The sequence below is a fragment of the Pseudomonas sp. DNDY-54 genome (assembly GCF_019880365.1).
In the GTDB taxonomy this organism is placed as follows: Bacteria; Pseudomonadota; Gammaproteobacteria; order Pseudomonadales; family Pseudomonadaceae; genus Stutzerimonas; species Stutzerimonas stutzeri_P.
In genome coordinates, this window is record NZ_CP082271.1 from 1763179 (window position 1) to 1787822 (window position 24644).

The 24644-nt window shown below is 60.5% G+C and carries 21 protein-coding genes; 9 read left to right on the top strand and 12 right to left on the bottom strand.

Annotated features, from left to right (window positions below):
* Nucleotides 1-36 precede the first annotated feature (36 nt).
* Together aceK and K4O48_RS20595 are read left to right on the top strand one after the other, a co-directional pair.
* Nucleotides 37-1761 (top strand): bifunctional isocitrate dehydrogenase kinase/phosphatase, encoded by a 1725-nt coding sequence (aceK, locus tag K4O48_RS08320; protein WP_222911552.1) that lies wholly within the window; start codon nt 37-39, stop codon nt 1759-1761.
* 180 nt (nt 1762-1941) lie between these two features.
* Nucleotides 1942-2067: a PA1414 family protein gene (locus tag K4O48_RS20595; RefSeq protein WP_312846499.1), complete on the top strand. Its 126-nt coding sequence runs from the start codon at nt 1942-1944 to the stop codon at nt 2065-2067.
* Between the two features lie 25 nt (nt 2068-2092).
* Here K4O48_RS20595 and K4O48_RS08325 read toward each other — a convergent pair whose 3' ends face one another.
* Nucleotides 2093-2764 (bottom strand): glutathione S-transferase, encoded by a 672-nt coding sequence (locus K4O48_RS08325; RefSeq protein WP_222911553.1) that lies wholly within the window; start codon nt 2762-2764, stop codon nt 2093-2095.
* Between the two features lie 95 nt (nt 2765-2859).
* Here K4O48_RS08325 and K4O48_RS08330 point away from each other — a divergent pair, with 95 nt between their 5' ends.
* A complete protein-coding gene (locus tag K4O48_RS08330) occupies nt 2860-3453 on the top strand; it encodes a tRNA-uridine aminocarboxypropyltransferase (protein ID WP_222911554.1) in 594 nt (197 codons plus the stop codon).
* Nucleotides 3454-3467: 14 nt separating this feature from the next.
* Here K4O48_RS08330 and K4O48_RS08335 read toward each other — a convergent pair whose 3' ends face one another.
* On the bottom strand, nt 3468-3869 hold the full coding sequence (locus K4O48_RS08335) for a YbaN family protein (RefSeq protein ID WP_222911555.1): 402 nt from the start codon (nt 3867-3869) through the stop codon (nt 3468-3470).
* An 18-nt stretch (nt 3870-3887) separates the two neighbouring features.
* Entirely contained in the window at nt 3888-4475 is a 588-nt protein-coding gene (locus K4O48_RS08340) for a YecA family protein (protein ID WP_222911556.1), read from the bottom strand.
* 240 nt (nt 4476-4715) lie between these two features.
* Here K4O48_RS08340 and recQ point away from each other — a divergent pair, with 240 nt between their 5' ends.
* The 3 genes from recQ to K4O48_RS08355 all read left to right on the top strand — a co-directional run bounded on the left by recQ (nt 4716) and on the right by K4O48_RS08355 (nt 9664).
* Entirely contained in the window at nt 4716-6839 is a 2124-nt protein-coding gene (gene recQ / locus K4O48_RS08345; protein WP_222911557.1) for a DNA helicase RecQ, read from the top strand.
* Nucleotides 6840-7010: 171 nt separating this feature from the next.
* Entirely contained in the window at nt 7011-7448 is a 438-nt protein-coding gene (locus K4O48_RS08350; protein ID WP_222911558.1) for a MarR family transcriptional regulator, read from the top strand.
* A 296-nt stretch (nt 7449-7744) separates the two neighbouring features.
* On the top strand, nt 7745-9664 hold the full coding sequence (locus K4O48_RS08355; protein ID WP_222911559.1) for a FimV/HubP family polar landmark protein: 1920 nt from the start codon (nt 7745-7747) through the stop codon (nt 9662-9664).
* Nucleotides 9665-9697: 33 nt separating this feature from the next.
* Here the strand turns inward: K4O48_RS08355 and K4O48_RS08360 are convergent, their stop codons facing one another.
* Nucleotides 9698-11878: a patatin-like phospholipase family protein gene (locus K4O48_RS08360; protein WP_222911560.1), complete on the bottom strand. Its 2181-nt coding sequence runs from the start codon at nt 11876-11878 to the stop codon at nt 9698-9700.
* Nucleotides 11879-11949: 71 nt separating this feature from the next.
* Here K4O48_RS08360 and K4O48_RS08365 point away from each other — a divergent pair, with 71 nt between their 5' ends.
* Nucleotides 11950-12231, top strand: coding sequence for a SelT/SelW/SelH family protein (locus K4O48_RS08365; RefSeq protein WP_222912038.1), 282 nt, complete (start codon nt 11950-11952; stop codon nt 12229-12231).
* A gap of 22 nt (nt 12232-12253) precedes the next feature.
* Here the strand turns inward: K4O48_RS08365 and K4O48_RS08370 are convergent, their stop codons facing one another.
* Nucleotides 12254-13306: a LacI family DNA-binding transcriptional regulator gene (locus K4O48_RS08370; RefSeq protein WP_222911561.1), complete on the bottom strand. Its 1053-nt coding sequence runs from the start codon at nt 13304-13306 to the stop codon at nt 12254-12256.
* A 250-nt stretch (nt 13307-13556) separates the two neighbouring features.
* On the opposite strand from K4O48_RS08370, the gene K4O48_RS08375 reads away from it, so the two are divergent.
* On the top strand, nt 13557-15341 hold the full coding sequence (locus K4O48_RS08375) for an IlvD/Edd family dehydratase (RefSeq protein WP_222911562.1): 1785 nt from the start codon (nt 13557-13559) through the stop codon (nt 15339-15341).
* 42 nt (nt 15342-15383) lie between these two features.
* Here K4O48_RS08375 and K4O48_RS08380 read toward each other — a convergent pair whose 3' ends face one another.
* From K4O48_RS08380 to K4O48_RS08405, 6 genes are all read right to left on the bottom strand, one after another.
* Complete coding sequence (locus tag K4O48_RS08380; protein WP_222911563.1) at nt 15384-16826, bottom strand: FAD-binding oxidoreductase; 1443 nt, start codon at nt 16824-16826, stop codon at nt 15384-15386.
* Nucleotides 16827-16852: 26 nt separating this feature from the next.
* Nucleotides 16853-18109, bottom strand: a complete 1257-nt coding sequence (locus K4O48_RS08385; RefSeq protein WP_222911564.1) for a TRAP transporter large permease — start codon at nt 18107-18109, stop codon at nt 16853-16855.
* Complete coding sequence (locus K4O48_RS08390; protein WP_222911565.1) at nt 18106-18594, bottom strand: TRAP transporter small permease; 489 nt, start codon at nt 18592-18594, stop codon at nt 18106-18108. Before K4O48_RS08390 ends, K4O48_RS08385 begins: the two co-directional genes overlap by 4 nt.
* Nucleotides 18595-18664: 70 nt before the next feature.
* Nucleotides 18665-19687, bottom strand: coding sequence for a TRAP transporter substrate-binding protein (locus K4O48_RS08395; RefSeq protein ID WP_222911566.1), 1023 nt, complete (start codon nt 19685-19687; stop codon nt 18665-18667).
* 104 nt (nt 19688-19791) lie between these two features.
* Nucleotides 19792-21114: an L-fuconate dehydratase gene (locus tag K4O48_RS08400; RefSeq protein ID WP_222911567.1), complete on the bottom strand. Its 1323-nt coding sequence runs from the start codon at nt 21112-21114 to the stop codon at nt 19792-19794.
* A 240-nt stretch (nt 21115-21354) separates the two neighbouring features.
* Complete coding sequence (locus K4O48_RS08405) at nt 21355-22296, bottom strand: LysR family transcriptional regulator (protein ID WP_222911568.1); 942 nt, start codon at nt 22294-22296, stop codon at nt 21355-21357.
* A 207-nt stretch (nt 22297-22503) separates the two neighbouring features.
* Between K4O48_RS08405 and K4O48_RS08410 the strand changes: the two genes are divergently transcribed.
* Nucleotides 22504-23685 carry a fumarylacetoacetate hydrolase family protein gene (locus tag K4O48_RS08410; protein ID WP_222911569.1) on the top strand — a complete coding sequence of 394 codons (1182 nt, stop codon included), beginning with the start codon at nt 22504-22506 and terminating at the stop codon, nt 23683-23685.
* A 4-nt stretch (nt 23686-23689) separates the two neighbouring features.
* On the opposite strand, the gene K4O48_RS08415 is transcribed toward K4O48_RS08410, so the two are convergent.
* Nucleotides 23690-24637, bottom strand: coding sequence for a LysR family transcriptional regulator (locus tag K4O48_RS08415; RefSeq protein ID WP_222911570.1), 948 nt, complete (start codon nt 24635-24637; stop codon nt 23690-23692).
* Nucleotides 24638-24644 lie beyond the last annotated feature (7 nt).

Genomic DNA, 24644 nt, shown 5'->3' on the forward strand with positions numbered 1-24644 from the left:
AAGCTCGGGCTTTCGTCGCTGCAGAGACCCATCTAAATGCCGCAGATATCAAGCGATGCCGAAATTGCCCGGCACATCCTGTTGGGCTTCGACGACTACCGTGAGCACTTCCGGTTGATCACCGAGGGTGCGAGGTCTCGCTTTGAGCAGGCGCAATGGCAAGACGCCCAGCGTGCCTCGGCGGCACGGATCAACCTATACGAAGAAAAGGTTGGCGAAACGGCAGCCGCACTTCGCTCGGTATTTGACGACGAGGTGCTGCTGGACGTGCGGCGCTGGCCGCAGGTGAAGGGTGCTTACATCGATCAGATCAATCCGCGCTTCGATGATGAGCTGTCCGAGACCTGGTACAACTCAATCTTCTGCACGCTGTTCAGTCATGACTGCATCAGCGACGACACGATGTTCATTCATTCCACGCGGCCAGTGAATCGCGCACACGAGCGAATTGCACAGACGCGTCGGTATCAACCCTGCGCGGACCTGCACGGCACGCTGGCGCGGATTCTTGACGACTTCGCCTTCGCAGTGCCCTTCGCGGACCTGAGCGGAGACCTGCAACGGCTCGAGGCGCAGCTACAGGTGTCTTTGCCGGACTGGGTGTGCAAGGACCCGGAACTGACGGTTGAGCTCTTCGGTTCGGTCCTGTACCGCAACAAGGGCGCCTATTTGATTGGGCGGATCTTCACCTGTGATGAACAGTGGCCATTGGTGATACCGCTGCTCAATCATGAGGGTGCCGGTATCGTCGCCGACGCGCTGATTACGGACGAGGCGGAGGTGTCCATCATTTTCTCGTTCACGCGCTCGTACTTCATGGTCGAAGTGCCGATACCGGCGGACTTCATTAGCTTCCTCAAGCGCATCATGCCGGGCAAGCACGTCGCGGAACTCTATACATCTATCGGCTTTTACAAGCATGGAAAGTCTGAGTTTTATCGTGCGCTGATCAATCATCTGGCAACGACCGATGACCGCTTCATCATGGCGCCGGGTGTGCGCGGGATGGTGATGAGCGTGTTTACGCTGCCGGGGTTCAACACGGTATTCAAAATCATCAAAGACCGGTTTTCCCACGCCAAAAATGTTAGTCGCGCCACCGTGATCGAGAAGTACCGACTGGTGAAAAGCGTCGATCGGGTAGGCCGCATGGCTGACACGCAGGAATTCGCGGATTTTCGCTTCCCGACATCCAAGTTCGAGCCTGATTGTCTGGCGGAGCTCCTGGAGGTTGCGCCGTCTACGGTCGAGGTGCAGGGCGACACGGTGCTCGTGCGCCATTGCTGGACAGAGCGACGGATGACACCGCTGAATATCTACGTTGAAAACGCCAGTGAGCAGCAGGTCCATGAAGCCTTGGAAGACTACGGGCTGGCGATCAAGCAACTCGCTGCCGCAAACATATTCCCCGGTGACATGCTCCTGAAGAACTTTGGGGTCACCCGGCATGGTCGAGTGGTGTTTTACGATTACGACGAGATCTGCTTTCTGACTGAGGTTAACTTCCGCTACATCCCTGAGGTGCGTTACCCCGAGGATGAAATGGCATCGGAGCCCTGGTATTCCGTCGGCCCGAACGACGTGTTTCCAGAAGAGTTTCCCCGCTTTTTATTCGCTGACATTCAACAGCGCCGCCTATTTGCCAAGCTGCATGGCGAGTTGTATGACGCCAACTACTGGAAGGGGCTGCAGGAAGCGATCAGCGACGGCAAGGTGATCGATGTGTTTCCTTATCGGCGCAAACATAACACCGCTCAATGACGTCGAGGTGCGGTGAACGCCCGCGTGCAGTCCGGGTCGCACTTTATAGAGCCGGACGAAGCGCACCGCGGCCCGCACAATCTGCAACATCTGCCGCAAGCGACAGTGCACTTCATGGGTTATGCTGGCTATGAAGCCCATGGCTCCACCAAGGCCCGTTACCAAGCAGGAGGGTTCATCATGAAAGCATGGCTCAACAGTGTGTGCTGGAATCTGGCAGTGGCGCTTGGCTTCATCGAGCCGCCTCGACTACAACCGATTCCTGTTCGTGCTCAGCGAAACGATTCAGCGACGCCAAAACGCTAAACCGTTCGGTTCGGGGGCTGAGTATTCAGCGCCCCGGCATCGCTAGACCACCCTGTTTTACGGCTCGTTGATAAGCGGGGCGGTTACGTATTTTCTCTAAGAACTCGGTCAGTTTCGGCCGACTGGCATCAAGTCCCGCTCGGGCCGTCGCGGCTTCCAGCGGGAAGCTCATCTGAATATCGGCCGCGCTGAATTCCTCCCCTGCGAACCATTGTCTGTTCGTCAGTTCATTCTCCATATAGTCCAGATGCAGCTTGAGTTGCGGGCCGATAAACGCTTTGTTAGCGCCTTTGGCGATCGCTCGCGCTACGGGGCGAATGAAAAACGGCATCGGCCCGTTAGCGACCCTATCAAACACCAGTTTGAGCAGAAGGGGCGGCATTGCTGAACCTTCGGCGTAGTGCATCCAGTAGCGGTAGCGGCGATGTTCTTCTGAGCCCAGGGGCGGAACGAGGCGCCCCTCGCCATAGCGATCGAGCAGGTATTCAAGGATGGCAGCCGACTCTGCGAGCGTCACGTCACCGTCTGTGATGATCGGCGACTTGCCCAACGGATGCACGTTCTTGAGCTCAGCCGGCGCCAACATGGTTTGCGGGTCTCGCACATAGCGTTTGATCTCATACGGCACGTGCAGCTCCTCCAACAGCCAGAGCACACGATGTGAACGCGAGTTTTCAAGATGGTGCAGGGTGAGCATCGGGATAGCTCCTCGTTAGGGTGACGGAGGCTAGCTTAGCCTGCCGGCGGGTTATTGAATGATGTGGCAGACTTCGCGCTTCAAGAGGAGAAGCCATGCCCCGTCAGCAATGCCCGCGCTGCCAACGTCCGTTGAGCCACTGCCTCTGCGCCTCGATCCCTTCGCTTGTCAGCAGCACCAAGATCCTCATCCTGCAGCACCCGAGCGAAGCTGCGCATGCGCTGAACACGGCGAGGTTGGTCGCGCTCGGGCTGGCGAGTGCCGAGCTGCGGATAGGCGAAACGTTCGGTGATATTCGCAGCAACGCGTTCGAAGACTGCCTGCTTTTTCCTGGGGAGGGCGCCGTGCCGCTTACAGATCTGGCGAAGCAGGACAAACCGTTGCGGCTAATCGTGCCGGATGGAACCTGGCGCAAAGCGCGCAAATTGCTGCACCTCAATCCCTCCCTTGCCGATCTGCCACGGGTAGCGCTTCCACAGGGCCATATGTCTCGTTACCGCGTACGCAAGGCGCCGATGCCCGGTGCGCTGTCCACGCTAGAGGCTATTGTGGTTGCGTTGAATATTCTGGAAGGCGAGGGGCGGTTCGACGCGCTGTTGAACCCCTTTGAAGCCATGATCAACGCACAAATCGAGGCGATGGGCGAGGATGTGTTTCAGCGCAATCACGGCGCCGTGCACGAACGCTAGCGGCTGGCGGCGGTTTAACGCGATGGAAGCGTTTTCAAGCGAAGGATATAGAGCGTCACCAGGGTTGCGCTTATCACCATCGCGACGCGAGCCCAGGGCAGCGGCACCAGCCAACAGGACACGCTGATGCTCAGCCACATGGTCACGATCGCGTAGATTTTGCCTTTGAGCGGGACGCCGTTGCCTTCCAGATAGTCTCTGAACCAAGGCCCCAGCCGAGGGTGTGTAACCAGCCAGTTATAGAAACGCCGCGAGCTGCGCACGAAGCAGGCGGCAGCCAGGAGAAGAAACGGAGTGGTGGGCAGGACGGGTAGGAAGATGCCGATTACGCCGAGAGCGACGCTCAACCAGCCGACCACCAGCAGCGCGTAGCGCGCCAGCGGATTACGGTACGTCGGGATATCCCGGTGGGCCAAGAGGCTATCCGCGCGTTGTCAATGCCGGCGCGGCTTGAGGAGAGCCGGCTTCTCTTCGGGGGCGTGGCAGATCAAGTACAGCGCGGTCAGAATCTCGGGAATCTGCGCGACCATTTCGTCTACCAGGTCGCGGTCCGTTGCGATGTCACTGAACTCGGGCTGCTCGTCGAAAAGCCCCGAACCCACCATGATGGGCAGTAGCAGCTCGCTGACTTCTTCCTCCGAATCCTCAAACCACACCGACTCGCGCATGAACACGCCTTCCATGAAGCCGATGCACCAGCCGCGCAGATCGGATTCGTCAGGTTCGTCACCCATGTCGATTTCGCACGGCAGATCCATGTCTTCATCACTGGCCAGCTGCCGCGCGATATGCGCCTTGAGCTGGATCAGCGTTGCTTCGATGGATTCGCGTTCGGTGTCATCGGCGTATTTTGGCGGCTCGGAGAATAACGCATCGATCCACTCCCGCTCGGGCACCTGTTCCGAGCAGATGCACAGCGCAGTCAGGTAGCCGTGCGCGGCGATGTAATCCAGCGCTTCCTCGTGCAGATCATCTGCGTCCAGAAACACTTGCAGGCGGGCGAGTTGCTCGGCGAATGACATCGATGACTACCTTGGATGGAAAACAGCAGTGATTCTAGACGAGCTGGAAGCCCCCGGCTACCGCGCTACCACGCCGCGATGGCCTCGGTTTCCATAACCATTCGCCTTCGACAGATAGTAAAAATCGTATGGAGTTCCCCCAGTCTCGCCGTATCCGCCCGGCCATCGTCCATTGAAGTGTTCAGCCTGAACCGGTTGCGTGTGTCGCGTATACTCCCGCGTCTTGTTTCGGAGACCGGCATGCTCGATCAGGCACAGCGCATTCTCAAAGATGTTTTCGGCTACGACGCGTTTCGTGGCAACCAGGGTGCGATCATCCAGCGTGTAGCGGGCGGCGACGATGCGCTAGTGCTGATGCCTACCGGTGGCGGCAAGTCGCTCTGTTACCAAGTGCCGGCCTTGCTGCGTGAAGGGCTGACAGTGGTGGTGTCGCCGCTGATCGCGTTGATGGACGACCAGGTCGCCACGCTCGAAGAACTGGGCGTCGCAGCGGCTGCCCTGAATTCAACGCTGAGCCCGGAGCAGCAGCGAGACATCGCTGATCGCCTACGGCGCAACGAAATCAAACTGCTTTATCTCGCGCCTGAACGTTTGGTTCAGCCCCGCATGCTGGCTTTTTTGCAGCGCTTGGAAGTCGGCCTGTTCGCCATCGATGAGGCTCATTGCGTCTCACAATGGGGCCATGATTTCCGTCCTGAGTATCTGCAGCTCGGACAATTGGCAGAGTTTTTCCCCAGCGTTCCCCGCATCGCGCTCACCGCCACCGCAGACAAACGGACGCGGGAAGAAATCGTTCAGCGGTTGCATTTGGAGAATGCCGAACGCTTTCTTTCCAGTTTCGATCGCCCCAACATCTTCTATCGCATCGTGCCCAAGGAGCAGCCACGCAAGCAGCTGATGGCGTTCCTGGCCGAGCGGCGCGGGGACGCCGGCATTATCTATTGCATGTCGCGTAAGAAAGTCGACGATATCGCCGCATTCCTCACCGAGCAGGGGTTTCCAGCGCTGCCGTATCACGCCGGCTTGCCGAACGACTTGCGCGCATTCCATCAAAAGCGCTTCCTCAACGAGGAAGGCCTGATCATGGTCGCGACCATCGCCTTCGGCATGGGCATCGACAAGCCCAACGTGCGTTTCGTCGCCCATCTGGATCTGCCGAAATCGCTGGAAGCCTACTATCAGGAAACGGGTCGTGCGGGCCGGGATGGGCTTCCCGCCGACGCTTGGATGGCGTACGGCCTGCAAGACGTCATCTTTCTCAAGCAAATGCTCAATAACTCCGAAGGTGATGACCGGCACAAGCGCATCGAACAGCACAAGCTCGATGCGATGCTCTCGCTGTGCGAGGAGACGCGCTGCCGTCGTCAGGTTCTACTGGCTTATTTCGACGAACAGATGCCGGAGCCTTGCGGTCACTGCGACAACTGTGTCGATGGGGTGCAGACCTGGGATGCGACCGAGCCGGCACGCCAGGCGTTATCGGCCATCTACCGCAGTGGGCAGCGGTATGGGGTTGGACATCTGGTGGATATTCTTCTTGGCCGTGACAACGAAAAGGTCCGCAGTCTCGGTCATCAGCACCTGTCAGTGTTCGGCGTTGGCAAGGCGTTATCGGAAGGGGAGTGGCGCTCGCTGTTCCGTCAACTGGTGGCTCGTGGGCTGGCCGATGTCGACCTGGAAGGCTTCGGAGGGCTGCGGCTCAGTGACAGCTGCCGTGCCCTTTTGCGTGGGGAGGTGGCCCTGGAGCTGCGCCGCGAACTGGCGACCAAGGCGCCAAAATCGTCAGCCAGCGCGGCGAGCCAATTGGTACGCAGCGAGGAGCGTGAGACCTGGGAGGCCTTGCGCACGCTGCGCCGCAAGCTTGCCGAAGAACATGGCGTACCGCCTTATGTCATTTTTCCCGATGCGACGCTGCTGGAGATGCTGCGCAGCCAGCCCGCCGCCCTCAGCGATATGGCGCGCATCAGCGGCGTTGGCGCGCGAAAGTTGGAACGCTACGGCCAGGCCTTCCTTGAGGTGTTGCAGGGCACTGCGACACCGGTCAAATCACCGGCCGACTTCCGTCATGAACTGATTACGCTGGCGAGAGCCGGTATGACACCCGCTCAGATTGCGCGACAGCTCGACTGCAGTGAAAAGAACGTCTATGCCATGCTCGCAGAAGCGATAGGCGAGCAACAACTCAGCCTGGAGCAGGCCCTGGATTTGCCTGAGGCCTTGCTCGGCGAGATCCAGGAAGCCTTCCTCGACGGAGAGGGTGAGTTACCCCCGGTGGCGGCAGTCGCCGAGCAGTTTGCCGGCCGGGTGCCAGAGGCCGTGCTGTTCTGTGTCCGGGCGTCGCTGCAAGCTGAGTTCGAGCTCTAAGTCCTTGCGATATGAGTCGGTGTCGTCTCGCTGGCCGTGACGCTTGTTGGCCTTGCCATCCTGATCGGAATCCTGCAACTCACGGTTACGCTCTTGGGCGATAGTAGCCTTGCCAGCGTTTGGGGGCTGTGGTTAGCTCGCTAATAATTAGGATTTGCAGGAACACGCTTCATGTACCCGGACCAACACCGCTTCGCCATGCAATTGGCTCAACTTTCGCGTGGCTGGCGTGCCGAACTGGATCGTCGTCTGGCAGACCTCGGTTTGTCGCAGGCACGGTGGCTGGTGCTGCTTCATTTGGCTCGATTCGATCACGACCCGACCCAGCGCGAGCTGGCGCAAAGTGTAGCGGTCGAAGGCCCAACGCTGGCGCGGTTGCTGGACAGCCTGGAAGCGCAAGGGTTGGTACATCGCAAGCCCGCCCCAGGGGATCGTCGGGCCAAGCTCATCACACTGGGCACTCCGGCTCGCCCCTTGATTCAGAAAATCGAAGCGATCTCCACCCAGGTCCGCGAGGAGCTCTTCGGCGGCATCGACGAGGCGGACCTGCGCAAGTGTCAGCAAGTCCATGAGCGCATCCTGGACAACCTCTGCAAGGTCAAACGCTAACGATCAGCCACACGCAAGCCGGAACGGTGGCGCTGCGCCTTCGCCCACGGCTCTCCTCCCGATTGCTATTCCAACGTAACGCCGTGCCGTTGAGTGCGCCGACTGAAATCAGGCGCAAGCGCGACATGCCGTTTGTCTTTTGACGCTAGGCTGTGTTTTCCGATGGTGGCACAATGCCGCTAAGCGATAGTCGACGAACTGCATCACGCTTGTGCGTTTCCGGTCGATAACCGCGTCACAGTTCGGTACAGCAGAGGCCTTGACGGCAAGCGTCAAGTGTCACGCGTGGAGAGTCCATGGCATTAGGTCGACGAGTCGTGTTCGCAGCAGCCCTTGGCTCGCTGTTTTATTCAGGCGTGGCGCCCGCACTCGGAATGGGTGATATCACGCTTCAGTCTGCCCTCAACCAGCCATTGAACGCGGAAATCGACTTGCTGGACGTCGGCGATCTGTCGGCTCAGGACATCCGTGTCGCGCTCGCCTCCAGCAACGACTTCGCCCGCGTTGGAGTTGACCGCGTGGCGTTCCTTCAGGATCTGCGCTTCATTCCCCTGATCGAAGGCAATCACAGCCGGATCCGCGTCGTATCGGACAAGCCCGTCCGTGAGCCTTACCTGAATTTCCTCGTAGAGATCACTCGGGCAAACAGTCGGCTTCTGCGCGAGTACACCGTGCTGCTTGATCCGATGCCGAGTCAGCCTGTGCGTGTCCGAGAGTCGGGCGTAAGCGAGCAGCCCATTGTTGAGCCGCCGCGCGCAGAGTCGCCACGCTTCGAGACGCCGACCGAGTTGCCCAGCTCATCGCAAGGGAAGCTCCACCGGGTCGCGAGCGGGGAGAGTCTCTGGATAATCGCCAACGCGTATACCGGAAACGGGAGCAAGGGCGATCAATCTCGGTTGATGCGCGACATCCACGCGCTGAATCCCGATGCGTTCGCCGGTGGCGAGGCAGCGCATCTCAAAGCGGGCGCACGTCTGCTGCTTCCGGATTCGGCGGATGTGCCGGTGACGGCTAGGGCTGGATCCGTGCGTGCAAAGCCTCCGCTCGAAGTCGTTGTTGAGCCAGAACCCGCGCCTGTCGACTCTATGCGTTTCGACGATCAGCTCGCCACGCTGCGCCAACAGTTTGCGGAAGAATTGGCGTCCAGTCGTGACGAAAACCGCCAGCTGAGACAAATGCTGACGGACATGCAGCATCAACTCGAGACCGTCACATCGCAATTGGCCGAGCAAGCACGCTCGCAAGCTGGCGCGTCTTCACAGGTTGTCGGGCTAGTGCGGCCTACGGAGGCGGCCCAACCGCCTGCGGTGGAGTCGGTGGCCGTCTCTATGGCAGATCCGGCGTCACCGTTCACATGGCAGAGCTGGGCGATGGTTGGCGGTGCGGTATTGATGTTGGTGGCGCTCTCCGGCTTATGGGTTGGTCGACGGCACAAATCGGAACTGACGGAGCCGTCGACGGAGGCTGCGGCACCGTTACTCCCCTTGGCTGAGGCAATTGCAACCGCGACGGTCGACATGCCGCGTCAGCCGGCTAAGGCTTTCGTGAGCGAAACCGATGTACTCGAAGCGGCTGATATTTACCTCACGTATGGACGCCGCGATGAGGCCCTCGATGTGCTGCAGCGGGGCATTGAGCGGACGCCCGAGCAGCTGGATTTACGTTTTCGTCATCTTGGACTGCTGGCTGAGTCTGGTGAGACTGAAGGTTATAGCCGGGCTGCTGCTGAGTACTTGCAGGCAGGCGGCTCGCAGATGCAGTTGGATCAGCTTCACGCGCTGCATCCCGCGTTGGCGGCTACCGTCGCGGCAACGATTCCCTCAACCGAAATGCTCGATCCGGACGTCACCTTTGTGCTCGATGATCTGTCGGACGCAACAGCTCATCTGGTACCTGAATCCGATGAGAACCCTCGGGCCGATGGCGATCAAGCGTTAACCGCTCAGCCACTTCTCGACGCGTTCGATGACGTGTTTACGCTGGGTTCGTTACCGTCGCTTATCGGCGATTCAGCGGTCTTCGAGCCGGGGCCGACAGCGGAGGAAATCCGCCAGCTGGAACCGAATCCCGAACACCTCGTTCGCCTCAATCAGGCCGCCGCCTACATCAAACAGGGCGATATCGAGAGTGCGTGCGTGATCCTGGAAACGCTTGCCATTGAAGGTGATGAGCAGCAGCGCCAGCAGGTTAACGAGCTGCTCGCGCAGATCGTTTGATGCCGCCTGGTGACGAAAGCGGGGTGTCGTGGTTTAAAAGCTACGCCCGAGGTTCATGTACAGGGCACGCTCGGCTTCATCGTTCAGGCCATAGCTGAAATTCAACGGCCCCAGTGGAGTTTCGTAGCCGATGAAGAGGCTCCCGGCATTGATATAGCCGCTGTCGAATTCATTGTCGTTGTTCCATGCACGGCCGCGCTCCAGCGAGGCACCGAGATACAGAGGGAAGTCCAGCGGCAAGAATGAGCGCGGGGTCATCCGGCGGAAGTAAATCATGCGTGCCAGGCTGACGTTCTGGCCGGAGAGGGCGTCCTGGCGGAACCCCGACAGCTGCCTGGCGCCGCCGAGCAGAAAGCTGGACGTGACGATTTCCGCGTCATCCAGCGTGCGCCCGTAGCGCCCTCCGAACACCACCGTATCCAGGCCGAAACTGACGGCCTTGTCCAGGCGAAACTCCCATTGCCGGTATGGTTCATCGGAACCGAGGCTGGGGTCGTACTGGCGCAGAGTCAGTCCGATATCCTCACCTTCACTGGGAAAGTCGACGTTGTCGACTGTGTCGAATGAGTACTGAAGCTGGTAGTAGCCTTCCTTGAAGGTGAAATCGGGTAGTGCCTGGTCACCGACGCGTACGTCGGCTTCGCCCCACGCCTGGCCTACGCCGAATCGGATTTCACCGTTGTTGGCGATCTGCCGTCCAAGGTTCAGCCCATAGCCGTAGCGCTGTAGGCGATATTCGGCGATAGGGTCGTTGTCCAGGATCGCCTCGACATTTTGGGTCTCTGCAAACAGATTGGGTGCCACAAACCAGCGTGAGCCAGCATCAAGCGGCTGGTAGAACTCGCTGAACAACTCCTGACGATCGCCCAGCTGCAAGCGCGTGAGCCATTCCGCACCGAGCTCGTTAATTCCATTTTTGCGATAGCTGGCGCCCAGATTGAAGGCGCTGTCACCGCGAAAGTCGTCGGACAGGTTGATGCCCAGCCGGAGGTAATCGGTGCCCGAGCGTTTTTCACGGGTGGTGATCACCAGCGTATTACCCGGATTTTCATGCACAACGCGGTATTCGACCTGCTCGAAGTAATCCAGGCCGTACAGCGTGCCCATGTCTTTCTGCAGGTCCTGCAAATCCAGACGCTTGCCTACCGGCTGGCGGATGTGACGGCGAATCACCGCATCGCCCACCTTTGAATCATTTTCGATGCGCACGGCGGTGATCACTGGCGTACGAGGTTCGGCCGACCGCGCCAAGCTCAGCGCCAGGTTGCCGCCGCTTTCGCTTTGCATTGCGCCTAGGCGGCCGTCCAGTGCTCTGGCGGCGCGGTAACCCGCATCGATCAGCTGCTCGGCGCGCCCGAAGTCTGTCGAACCGTATGCAGCGAGCATCGGTTGGACCAACAGGTCCTCCGAGCGGAGCGTCGCCAGCTGCGCTTCCGAGTTTCGCCGCGTCATCATCGTGATCGACTGGTTGAGCACATCGACAACGGTCAGCAACTGCTCGCGTGGCAGTAACGGCGTGCCGATATCCACCACGATCAGCCGGTCGACACCCATGTCGCGGGCGACGTCCATCGGGATGTTGTCGACCATACCCCCATCGACCAGCAGCCGGCCCTCGACCTCGACTGGCGCGAACACCGCGGGGATCGACATACTGGCGCGGATCGCCTGGGGCAGGTGGCCGCTTCGGAAGATGACCTTTTTGTCATTGGCGATATCGGTCGCCACCGCGCGGAAGGGAATCGGCAGGCGATCGAAATCACGGGTGTCGCTGGTATGCACCAGAAGGCGCTCGAGCAGCAGCGCAAGGTTCTGCCCTTGAATGACCCCAAGCGGCAATCCGAGGCTGCCATCATCACGAAAGCTGAGTTTGCGCTTGACCAGAAAATCCCGGTCGTCCTGTTTGCGCCGGAACGGAACGTCTTGCCGCGGCGGGTCGTCCGACAGAACTTGCTGCCAGTCCAACCCGAGGGCGAGCTTTTCCAGCTCATCTACGCTGTATCCCGCTGCATAGAGCCCACCGATGACCGCACCCATGCTGGTTCCTGCGATCGCATCGATACGCACCTTGTGTTCCTCCAGCGCTTTGAGCACGCCGATATGTGCCAATCCACGTGCGGCGCCGCCGGACAGCACAAGGCCGGTGGTCGGCTGAGAATCGGCGAATCCTGCTAGCGGCACTAGAAGCATCAGCAGAAACAGTAGGCGGGGCATGGGTAACACCAACGGAAGACGGCGAAATGGCGGCTATTATAGGCGTCCAGCCAGCCAGCGAGCGCCCCGTGATGCCCGATACAACGCCTGAGATCGTGATTACCTATTGCACCCAATGCCAGTGGTTGTTACGTGCGGCCTGGCTGGCGCAGGAGCTTCTGTCGACCTTCGGCGATGACCTGGGGAAGGTCTCGTTGGTCCCCGCGACCGGCGGTACATTCCACATTTTCTGCGATGGTGTTCAGATTTGGGAGCGCAAGTTGGACGGCGGCTTTCCAGAAGCCAAAGAGCTGAAGCAGCGGGTGCGGGATCAAATTGATCCACAGCGAGATCTTGGACACAACGACCGATAAACATGCCCGAGTGTCGATACGCCTACCGCTGACGGCGCTGCGTCGTGCTTTCGCGTGGGAGGATCTGGTAGTTCACTACCGAGACCTCGCGGGGCCTCGGTGCACCTGCACGTTGCGCGGCGGCGCTCGCCAGCAGCATTTCGCCTGCGCGCCAGCCGATTCGGTAGGGATCGACGGAAACGGTGGTGATCGTCGGCGTGCAGTGACGTGACACCTCGAAGTCGCCGAAGCCGGCGATGGCGATGTCTTCAGGAACCCTCAGGCCCTGGCGATGACACTCCATGATCGCGCCGAACGCCGAAAGATCGCTGACGCACATCACCGCGTCCGTGTCAGGCCATTGCGCCAGCAGGCGGCGTATGGCTTCGCCGCCGTGGCTCATGGTGATCGGCGACTCGCCGTACGCCACCACTCGCGGCGTCATGTTCAGCGCAGTGACTGCCTGCAGATAACCTTCACGACGTTGCAACCCGCGGTGGTCGAGCGATGACGCACCGCCGATGAAGCCGATGCGCTGATAGCCGCAACCCTGCAGGTGGCGCACCATGGCGGCGGCGGCTTCGGTGTTGGAAAAGCCCACGGATTGGTCTATCGGCTCGCCCGGCACGTCCCAGGTTTCCACTACCGGTACCTTGGACTGCACCAGCAGCTTGTGCGTGATCTCCAGATGCGCAGCGCCGGTCAGCATCACTCCCAGCGGTCTGTGACGCAGTAACGTTCTGACCAGCAGCGCTTCCTGCTCGGGGTGATAGTCCGTATCACCGAGGAGCAGCCGCAAGCCTTGCGCTCGAATGCAATCGTTAAGGCCCCGTACCGTGTCCGCGAAGTTCGAACTGTTCAGCGATGGCACCAGCGCAACGATGAACTCTGAGCGTCCGCTGGAAAGCGTGCCGGCCGATGCATCGAGTAGGTAGCCCAGACTCTCGATCGCTTCCTGGACCCGCTTTCGCGTCTTCTCACTGACGTTCCTGCCGGCTAACACGCGCGACACCGTCATCTTCGAAACGCCGGCGAGCTTGGCCACGTCCGCCATGCGCGGTGGCGATGCGTCAGGCGCAAGGGTGGTGTCGGTCATCGGTACAGGCTTCCGGCAATCACTGAAGAGCGCGAAGTATACCTGCGCACCTTTGCTCGGCTGGATGTTCAGCGCGCTTTACAAAGGCGATGTTATCGGTAACATTTTATCGCGAGACGAGCGAGCTGCTGCTCCCTGGATGCGTTGTGGACGGCTTATTCGATGTCCGCTTCAGCGTATCGGCGGCTGGTGTACCCATAATCCGATCGGCCGGGGACAGCCCTGGCTGACAAGAATAAGAAGGGCTCCCATGACTCAAGCTGACAAACGGCCGCTCCGTAGCCAACAGTGGTTCGATGACCCCAGCCACGCCGACATGACCGCCATCTATGTCGAGCGTTACATGAACTACGGGCTTACCAGGGGCGAGCTGCAATCCGGCCGCCCGATCATCGGTATCGCGCAGACCGGTAGCGATCTGGCTCCCTGCAATCGGCACCATCTTGAACTGGCTCAGCGCGTCAAGGCGGGTATACGCGATGCCGGCGGCATTCCCATGGAGTTTCCCGTCCACCCGCTGGCCGAGCAGACCCGCCGCCCTACGGCAGGCCTGGATCGCAACCTCGCCTATCTGGGCCTGGTGGAGATTCTGCATGGCTATCCCCTCGACGGCGTGGTGCTCACCACCGGCTGCGACAAGACCACACCGGCGTGCCTGATGGCGGCCGCCACTACGGATCTACCGGCGATTGTTCTGTCAGGTGGGCCCATGCTCGATGGCCACCACAAAGGCGAGTTGATTGGCTCGGGCACTGTGCTGTGGCACGCCCGCAAGCTGCTGTCGGCCGGTGAGATCAATTACGAAGGTTTCATGGAGATGACGGCGGCCGCGTCTCCCTCCATCGGTCATTGCAACACCATGGGCACAGCGCTTTCGATGAATGCGCTGGCCGAGGCGCTGGGCATGTCACTGCCGGGTTGCGCGAGCATTCCCGCCGCTTATCGAGAACGCGGTCAGATGGCCTACCTCACCGGTAAGCGGATCGTTGATCTGGTTTTCGACGACGTTCGCCCTTCACAGATTCTGACGCGCGAGGCGTTCGAGAACGCGATTGCCGTGGCGTCAGCCCTCGGCGCGTCCAGCAATTGCCCGCCGCATTTGATCGCTATCGCTCGCCATGCCGGCGTAGAGCTGTCGCTCGAGGACTGGCAGCGCATCGGTGAAGACGTGCCGCTGCTGGTCAATTGCATGCCGGCCGGCAAATACCTGGGCGAAGGGTTTCACCGAGCCGGTGGTGTGCCGGCCGTGATGCACGAACTGCTCAAGGCGGGGCGCTTGCACCGCGGCTGCGCGACCGTCTCCGGCCAAAGCATTGGCGAGATCGTTGCCGCGACGAAGGCTCATGACCGCGATGTGATCCGCCCGTACGAGGAGCCGCTCAAGCACCGCGCGGGCTTCATCGTGCTCAGCGGCAATTTCTTCGACAGCGCCATCATGAAGATGTCGGTGGTGGGTGAGGCTTTCCGCAAAACCTATCTGGCCACCCCGGGCGATGAAAACCGTTTCGAGGCGCGAGCGATTGTGTTCGATGGGCCGGAGGACTATCACGCACGGATCAATGATCCAGCGCTGGAGATCGACGAGCAGTGCATCCTGGTTATTCGTGGCTGCGGCACTGTCGGTTATCCGGGCAGCGCCGAAGTGGTGAACATGGCGCCGCCGTCCGAGCTTATCCGTCGCGGCATCGATTCGCTGCCGTGTCTGGGTGATGGCCGCCAGAGCGGTACCTCGGCCAGCCCATCGATCCTCAACATGTCGCCGGAGGCTGCAGTGGGCGGTGGGCTGGCGCTGCTTCGCACCGGCGACCGGCTACGGGTGGATCTCAATAATCGTAGCGTCGATCTGCTGGTCGACGAAGAGGAGCTGGAACGACGGCGCCAGGATGCCGTTCCGCAGATCCCGGAATCTCAAACCCCCTGGCAGGAACTGTATCGGCAGCTGGTCGGCCAGCTCTCAACCGGCGGTTGTCTGGAGCCTGCCACGCTCTATTTGCGGGTGATCGCGAATCGCGGAGAGCCACGCCACTCGCATTGACCCCGATACCCAGCCCGGCTGCAGCCAGCCGGGCTGGGTGCGCTAGTCGATGGCGGTCTGCGCTTGCGGCGGAATGATACGGCCGGCGTTCATCAGGTCCAGCGGATCGAACAAGGCCTTGAGGCCCTTGAGCAGTCGCACGTCCTCCGGTGCCGTTCGAGACAGATAGGCCTGTTGCTTGACCCGTCCGATGCCGTGTTCGGCGCTGATGCTGCCATCGAAGCGATCCAGAACGGCGAATATCACTTCCTCGATTTGCAGTAGCAGGGCGATGGCTGCTCCGTGCGCGAGTTCGGGGGGCGGCAGGATATTGAAGTGCAGGTTGCCGTCGCCGATGTGTCCGTATACCAGGATCGTCGCCCGCGGCGAGACTTCGGTGACCGCGTGGCTCGCTTGCTCGACGAACGCCGCAATGGCCGAGATGGGCACCGAGATATCGGTTCGCAGGTGTTCGCCGCGCAGCCGCTGACCCTCGACCATGCCCTCGCGGATCAGCCATAGCTTGCGCGCTTGTTCGCTGCTGCCGGCGAGTGTGCCATCAAGTACCAACCCGCTACTCATGGACCGCTCGAGGTAACCGTCGAACAGATCTTGCAGGTCCACCGGTCCGGAGACGGCGAGTTCCAGCAGAACGTAGAACGGGTAGGGCTCGGCCAGTGGTTCGGGTAACTGCCTGTTCGCTTCGAACGCCAGTTCCATGCCGATCCTTGGAATCAACTCGAAGGCCGACAACAGATCAGAGCACTCGCGCCGCGCACGGGTGTACAGCTGCACTGCATCCTCTACCGTGGCCACTGCCAGCAGTGCCGTCAGCGTCCGCTGCGGACGAGGCGAGAGTTTGAGTACGGCTCCGGTGACAATACCCAAGGTGCCCTCACTGCCGATGAACAACTGCTGCAGGGCGTAGCCACGGTTGTCCTTTCGCAGCGCGTTCATGCGGTTCCAGATACGCCCGTCGGGCAGTACCACCTCCAGCCCCAACACCTGCTCGCGCATCATGCCGTAGCGCAGCACGTTCACGCCGCCGGCGTTGGTGGCGATGTTGCCTCCGATCTGGCAACTGCCTTGCGCGCCCAGCGCCAGCGGAAAGTAACAATCCGCCGCCTCGGCCGCGTCCTTCACGTGTTCCAGCACGCAACCGGCATCAACGGCAATGGTGAAGCCGACGGGGTCGATCTGGCGCACGCGGTTCAGCCGCTCGAGACTAATCACCAGTTCCGGACGCGCGTGATCGGGCAGCGCGCCACCAACGAGGCCGGTATGGCCGCCTTGCGGCACCATGGGAATGGCGTGCGCTGCGCAGAATCGGACGACCGCGGCCACCTGCTCGGTATCGGCCGGCCGGACCACCGCCAGCGGCGTGCCCAGGCGGCTGCCACTCCAGTCGCTGACGTAGCGCTGGTAATCCTCCGTCTCCTGCAACACAGCGGCGTTTCCGAGAATTGCAACCAGGGCTTCGAGCATCTGCTGGCGGGATATCTTCATGTGCTATCCCTCCGTTGCGGGCCGCGCTAGCGATACCACAGCACCAACCCCGGAAACACCAGAAACAGCACGAGTAGCGCCAGCAGCGTGAAGTAGAACGGCAGCAGTCGGTGCACCAGCTGCTCCATCCCGACCTTGCCGACGCCACAGCCCACATAGAGCACCGTGCCAACAGGGGGGGTGATCAGCCCGATGCCAAGGACAAAAGACATCAGCACGCCGAAGTACACCGGGTCTACGCCGAGCTTCACCACGATGGGCGTCATCAGCGGCGCGAGAATGACCATTGCTGGCGTCAGATCCATGAAGAAGCCAACCAGCAGCAGAAACAGCGTGAGGATGCCGAGGATGACGAACTTGCTTTGCGAGAGGGCGCCGAGTGCCTCGACCAGCTGTTGCGGAATCATGTTGGCGGTCAACAGCCAGGCCAGCACATTGGCGAATGCCAGCAGCAGCATCACGATGCCCGTCAGTTTGCCGGTCGCGATGCACAGTTCGAAGAAGCGTTTCACCGTCAGACTGCGGTAGACGAACATTGAAATGCCCAGTGCGTAGACCAGCGCGAATGCTGCGCTTTCGGTGGGGGTAAAGATTCCCGTAAGAATGCCACCGACAATGATGATTGGAAGCAGCATGGCCAGAAGGGCACCCCGCAGTGCCTGGCCCAGTTCGCCAATGCTGAAGGGCTGTGCTTTGCCGATCTTCTTCGACTGGAAGTAGGTGGTGATCGCCAGGCCCAGGGTAATGATGATGCCCGGCACGATCCCGGCGAGGAAAAGCTGCGAGATTGAGGTATTGGTGACCACGCCATAGAGAATCATGGGGATCGACGGTGGGATGATGATGCCGACGACCGACGAAGCAACGATGATCGCAGCGGCCAGCGGGGCCGGGTAATGATGGCGCTTCATCGGTTCGATCATCATGCTGCCGACCGCCGAGGCGTCGGCAACCGCTGAACCGCTGATGCCGCCAAAGAACATCGAGGTGAGCACCGCGATCTGTCCCAGGCCGCCCGAGATGAAGCCGACCATGGCGCTGGCCAGGCGCACCAGGCGCTTGGCAATCCCGCCTTCGCTCATGACTTCGCCGACCAGGATGAACAGCGGAATGGCCAGCAAGGGAAATGAATCCAGGCCATTGATCGCCTCGGACACGATAGGCGTCATCGCGTAGTCGGCGTGGAAGAAAATAAACAGACTTATCGCGGCGAGGCCGAACGAGATAGGTACACCCACCACAATGGCCGCCAGCAGGCCGATCAAAATGCTCCACAGAATCATGTCGAGCTCCCGCGGAATATCGTGAACAGGGCGATGGTGTTAGCGATCAACGTCAGCGCTGCCATGACCGGCATGGCGCTGTAGATGAAGGTCTTGGAGATTTGAAGCAGAGGCGTGACGCTGACGAAACCGGACACGATGTCCTTGAAACCGACCAGAATGCAGATGCAGACGGCGTAAATGACGGCAACGGTGATCAGGCTGAATACCTTCTGGACCGGCCGTGTTACCAGGCTTTTGAAATAGGTCACCGATACATGCTCGTTGTTCAGGCTGGCCAGCCCCGCGCCGAGCAGGACAACCCAGATGAACATGATCCGGGAGAATTCTTCAGCCCAGACGAACGAGTGATTCAGTACGAAGCGGCCGAAGACGTTGGCGGCGACGCAGAACACCACGCCCATTACCAGCAGGCCGATCGTGATTTCCAGGGCCGAACGCAGTACACCCAGCGTTGCCTGGAGCGTGGACGGTTGAGAAGTCATGGATACTCCATAGCTGAAGCGCTAGGGGAACGGGCGGGCAGGCACCGATTGCCTGCCCGGGATGGATGCTTCAGCTTTTCTTCAGAATCGAGTCCAGCAAGTCTTCGCCAATCTTGTCCTTCCACTTCTCGTAGACCGGCTTCAGCCGTTCCTGGAATGCCGCTATCTGCTCAGGCGAGAGCTCGGTAACGCTCATGTTCGACGCCTTCATCTCCGCTTTGAGCTGATCATTCATGGAGCGACTGACCTGGCGTTGATAGGTCGCCATCGCCTTGCTCGCGTCTACCAGTAGCGCCTGGTACTCGGCAGGCAGACGCTTCCAGAAGCGCTCGGAAACCAGCGTCATGAAAGGCGTGTAGACGTGATTAGTCTCGGTCGCATGGGATTGCACCTCGTTGAAGCGCGACGCCGAGATCGTGATCCAGGGATTCTCCTGGCCGTCCACGACACCTTGCTCCAGCGCCGTGAACAGCTCTGCGAACGACATGGGGGTTGGGTTCGCGCCGAGCGTTCTCCAGATGTCGATGTGAATCGGGTTCTGCATGGTGCGCACCTTCAGCCCCGCCAGGTCGTCAGGCCCCTGGATGGCTTTTTTGCTGTTGGTCAGCTGCCGATAACCATTTTCGGCCCAACCAATAGCGATAAAGCCCTGACCGGATGCGTCCTCGAGCATTTTTTGACCAACTTCGCCATCAAGTACCCGGTCGGCGTCCTCGGGGGTAGGGAACAGGAACGGGAGGTCGAATACCGCCAGTTGCGGCAACATGCCCACCAGCGGCGAGGTTGAGGGGGCGGTCATTTCCAAAGTGCCGGCTTGCAACGAGCTGACTGCTTGCAGGTCATCGCCCAGCTGGGCGCTGTGGAACAGCTTTACATCGATGCGACCTTCACTACGCTGCTCGACAACCTTCTCGAAATACTCCAGACCACGGTACTGGGCGCCTGACTGCGTGGTGCCGATACTGAACTTGATTTCGAACGTGCCCTTGTCAGCGACGGTATTGCCCGTCACCTCGGGAAGCGGTGGAAATTCCGGGGCGGCGGTAACCGACAAACTCGCCAGGCTCACGCCAAGCGCACCGAGTAGGGACATCACCTGTTTTCTTGTAGTTGTTTTCATCATGGCATTCCGTTTGGGTGGTAGAGGCTGCTGGTTGGTCGCGTGCCACGGGGCTGGCTTGAAATAGGGTTTCGGGATCAGGGCTTGTGTACGGGCGTTCCGGTCCGCCAGGCGGCCCCGTCTGGGAACTCGTGTTCGCTGCGTGAGGCGGCGTGCATGGTGATGCTGCTCCCCGGCGCGGTTGGCACCCGATAGCGGCCGCGCTCCACACAAACAGGGTCAACGAAGTGCTCGTGCAGGTGGTCGACGTATTCCAGCACCCGTCTCTCGAGCGAGCCGGACACGGCGATGTAATCGAACATGGACAGATGCTGGATGTACTCGCAGAGGCCTACGCCACCGCCGTGTGGACAAACCGGTACGCCGAACTTGGCAGCCAGCAGCAGGACGATGATGGCTTCGTTGAAGCCACCCAGGCGGGCAACATCTACTTGGCAATAATCGATTGCACCGGCCTGCAGAAACTGTTTGAACATCACCCGGTTGTGGCAATGCTCGCCCGTCGCGACGCCGATGCCGTCGAGGCGCCTGCGGATTTCGGCATGGCCGAGAATATCGTCGGGACTGGTTGGCTCCTCGATCCACATCGGATTGAACTGCGCCAGCTGGCGCATGTTCAGAATCGCTTCATCCACATCCCAGACCTGATTGGCATCCATCATCAGAACGGCCTGCTCTCCGATTTCTTCGCGCAGGATGCGAGCGCGCCGGATGTCGTCCTGTAGATCGCCGCCCACCTTTTGCTTGAAATGGGTCCAGCCTTCGGCCAGCCCTTCGCGAGCCAACCGGCGAATTTTCGCTTCCGAGTATCCGAGCCAGCCGGCGGATGTGGTGTAGGCCGGGTAGCCGCTTTCGACAAGCGTGCTTTCGCGTGTGGCCTTGCCGCTGGCCTGACGTTGGAGAATCGCGAGCGCTTCTTCGGGCGTCAGAACATCACTGACGAAACGGAAATCGAGGCACCGCACCAACTCGTCGGGTGACATGTCCGCCAGCAATTTCCATAAGGGCTTGCCTTCGGTTTTGGCCCACAGGTCCCAGATGGCATTCACAATAGCCGCGGTGGCGAGATGGATAACGCCTTTTTCAGGGCCCAACCAGCGTAGCTGGCTGTCGCCTGAGGTCATCTGGCGCCAGAACGCGCCCATGTTTTCAGTGATCGAAACCAGACTGAGGTTCTCGACCTGGCTGGCGAGGGACCGAACCGCAGCGACGCAAATCTCATTGCCACGACCGATCGTGAATGTCAGGCCATGGCCGGTAACGCCCGTGGGTGCATCGGTATGCAGAATGACGTATGTGGCGGAATAATCGGGCGCAGGGTTCATCGCGTCCGAGCCGTCCAGCGAGCGGGACGTCGGAAAGCGAATATCGTGGACATCGACGCGGGTAATCACCGGCATTGCTGTTCCTTCGTGCTGGGTCTTGTTTTTCTCTCGCGGTGCTAACCGCTTGAATGCACGATGCTCGGCGAGGGCGGCAGACCGGCCCTCGCGAGCACTGAGGAAGGTATAGACGGCTTCTCATGGCGGACTAATGATGCTTCTTCATTAGTCGATAACGGCCGGTTATCCAGCGGCGCGCAGCACACCCGACTCGCCCGTCGGCCGGGTATAGCTGCGTTGTGATCGAGGTGGAGCGGCTCAGGTCTCGGCGCGGTCGTTCATTAGGATCTGGATCAGTTCCGAAGCGTTGCTAGAAGGCGGTTGATGCTTGCGGGTGAGGATGCCGTACCGGAGCGATTGGGTGGCCAGGCTGGTGGATAATTCGCAGAGCAATCCCTGCTCGACCTGTTGCCGGGCGATGGCTTCCGGCAATAGAGCGAGCGTCTCGCTGTTACGCAGCAGATAGAGGGTGGTTTGAACCGATGTCGTTTCGATGACGTTGCTCGGCGGAGCGACATCCAGCTGGCTCAGGCGTTGCTCAAGCATTTGGCGCATCGGCGTATCGAACGGGTAGAGCACCCAAGGCCAGCGGGTGAGTTCGGCGGGGTGGATATCACTCTGATTACTGAGCGGATGGTCTCGTTTGCAGACCAGCCAGAACGGCTCTTCGGCCAGCGGTTGAAAGTCGAAACGCTGCTGCTGACGGCTATTAGTGAAGCGTCCGATCACCAGATCGAGCTGTTTGTGCTCAAGCATGTCCAGCAGGTGATCGCTGGTCTGCTCCACCAGTTCGATCATTAACAGTGGCCGTCGGCGCTTGAGCTCCACCAGCGCTACCGGAATGGTTGCGGCGGTGGCGGCAATGATCGCGCCTATCTTGATGTTGCCGTGGCCGCCCTTGCGCAAGGTGTCGAGTTGATGGGCGAAGCGCTGGGTATCGTTCAACGTGCTCTCGGCATGCTGGATCACCACCTGCCCGAGCTCGGTGGGTACAAGCTTGCGTGACAATCGCTCGAAAAGCTCGAAACCGAACAGCGCCTCGATATCCCTCAACATCTTGCTCACCGCGGGTTGGCTGAGGCCCATCTGCTCCGCCGTGGTGTGCATGTTGCCGGTACGTGCCAAGGTGGAAATCAACGCCAAATGGCGGTATTTGAGCCAGTTCTTCAGCGCAGGCAGGTTGCCCTGTTCGGTACTCATGATCGGGCCATTCGGCGGGCGAGTGATAACGAAGTCATATCGGTCCCTGAGAATTTGTCATTAGAAGCCCGGCGGTCACGCTGCCTACAGTGTCGATCGCCGCGCTAAGGCCGAGTCCGAGCACTGGATACTACTGCAGCCTGCCTCGGTGTGGGCCTGTCGCTTAGGTTAGGTGCGGCGTTCCTATCCTCACGAAGGTAACGATCTATGCCCTGCCGGATCCAGCTCACAGCTGAAAATACCCTGCCCGCTGACGGCATGCGGGGAACGCTCGTCGGACGGATCTGGTTGCCTGGCGAGGCGCCTGGGCCGACACCCGTGCTGCTGCGTGAGGACGGCGTCTTTGACCTGTCTCAGCTAGCACCGACCCTGAGCGGGTTGTTCGAGAAGCCCGCACTGTTGCAGCGCTTGGCGCAGCTGGACGCGCCGCGGATCGCCGACACCAAATCGCTGCTGGACAACAGCGGCGATGACCTCGACCCGACGCGTCCGTACCTGCTGGCGCCAGCGGATCTACAGGTGATCAAGGCCGCCGGGGTTACGTTCGCGGCCAGCATGATCGAGCGCGTGATCGAGGAGCAGGCTGCCGGTGACCCGGCCAAAGCCGAGGCGGTACGAGGCCAGGTTGACAAGGTGCTGGGCGCTGATCTGTCGCGTATTCAACCGGGCTCGGACGCGGCGATGCAGCTCAAGCACGTGCTGATCGAGCAAGGCCTGTGGTCTCAGTATCTGGAAGTCGGCATCGGCCCGGACGCGGAGATATTCACCAAGGCGCCTGTGCTGGCTGCCGTCGGCACCGGCGCGGAGATTGGAATACACCCGGAGTCAGCATGGAACAACCCCGAGCCAGAAGTGGTGCTGGCCGTCAACAGCCGTGGTGTAGCGGTGGGGGCCACGCTGGGCAACGACGTGAACTTGCGCGACTTTGAAGGCCGCAGTGCGCTACTGCTGAGCAAGGCGAAGGACAACAACGCCTCCTGTGCCATCGGGCCATTCATTCGGCTGTTCGATGACAGCTTTGGCATCGATGATGTGCGCCGCTGCGTCGTTGATCTGTCCGTTGAGGGAGAGGACGGCTACGTTCTTCACGGCAGCAGTTCGATGGATCAGATCAGTCGGGACCCGCTGGATCTGGTGGCTCAAGCTATCAACCGCAACCACCAATACCCCGACGGTTTTTTGCTGTTCCTGGGTACGTTGTTCGCGCCCACACAGGACCGCGATACGGTGGGCTCCGGCTTCACCCACAAGCTGGGCGACCGGGTCAGTATCCGCAGCGCACACCTGGGTGCGCTGCACAATCGTGTCAATCACAGCGACGTGGTGCCGCCTTGGGAGTTTGGTGTGCTGGCTCTGTTTAAAAACCTGGCGGCTCGCGGTTTGCTCTAGCTGATCACAGCGCGGCGGTTGAAGCTGAAGCGCTTTCGCTTCGCAATTCGTCGAGCAGCAACTGCGCCGCCGGAGACAGACTGCTCCCGTGCCGTGCAATGACACCGTAGGGTTCACTGCGTGAGCGCAGCGCGAGTGGCAGTTGACGGATCATGTCGAAACGCTCGCTAAAGCGGGCGACCGACAGCGGCATGACCGCAACCAGTTGAGGGTCTTCCTGCAGCAGGCTAAGCGTGGTGAAGGTTGACGCGGTTTCCACCGGATAGCGCGGAAATTCAAGGCTGGCTTCGCTGAATTCTCGCTCCAGCAGCTGGCGCATCGGCATGTTCGCCGGGTAGATGACCCAGCGATAGCCCTTCAGCTCATGCAGCGTCAGCGCCTCCGCGTCGGCAAGGGGATGGTCTGGATGCGACACGACTGCCAGCTGCTCCTCGTGCAGGGTCAGGCAGTCATACGCATCTGGACGCCGACTGACGCTGCTCCGGCAAATCGCCAGATCCAGCCGCCCCTCGTCGATCAGGCCGAGCAGTCGGGCGCTCGTATCTTCGACGATTTCAACCGAAAGCTCCGGCTGTTTGCGTCGCAGCCGGCCCAGCGTGCGCATCAATAACGGAACCGCGCCCATGATCACCCCAACCGAGAGACGCCCGCCGTGTCCTTGAAGAATGCCGACCATCTCTTCGCGCAAATGCGCGAGATCGCTATGGATCAGCCGCGCGTAGCGAATCACGCATCTCCCCAGATCGTTGGGCTGCAATCCCTGGCTGCTGCGGGTAAACAGCTCGGCCGCGAACGTCGATTCTATTTCGTGCAGCGCCTTGGTCGCCCCAGGCTGGCTGATCGAAATCTGCTCGGCGGCGCGGTGCAGCGAGCCTTGCTCGTCTAGCGCGATGAGAAGGCGCAACTGTTTGAGGCGCAGGCGGGAAACGATCGAGGGGAGGGCGGCGATCATGGGGATG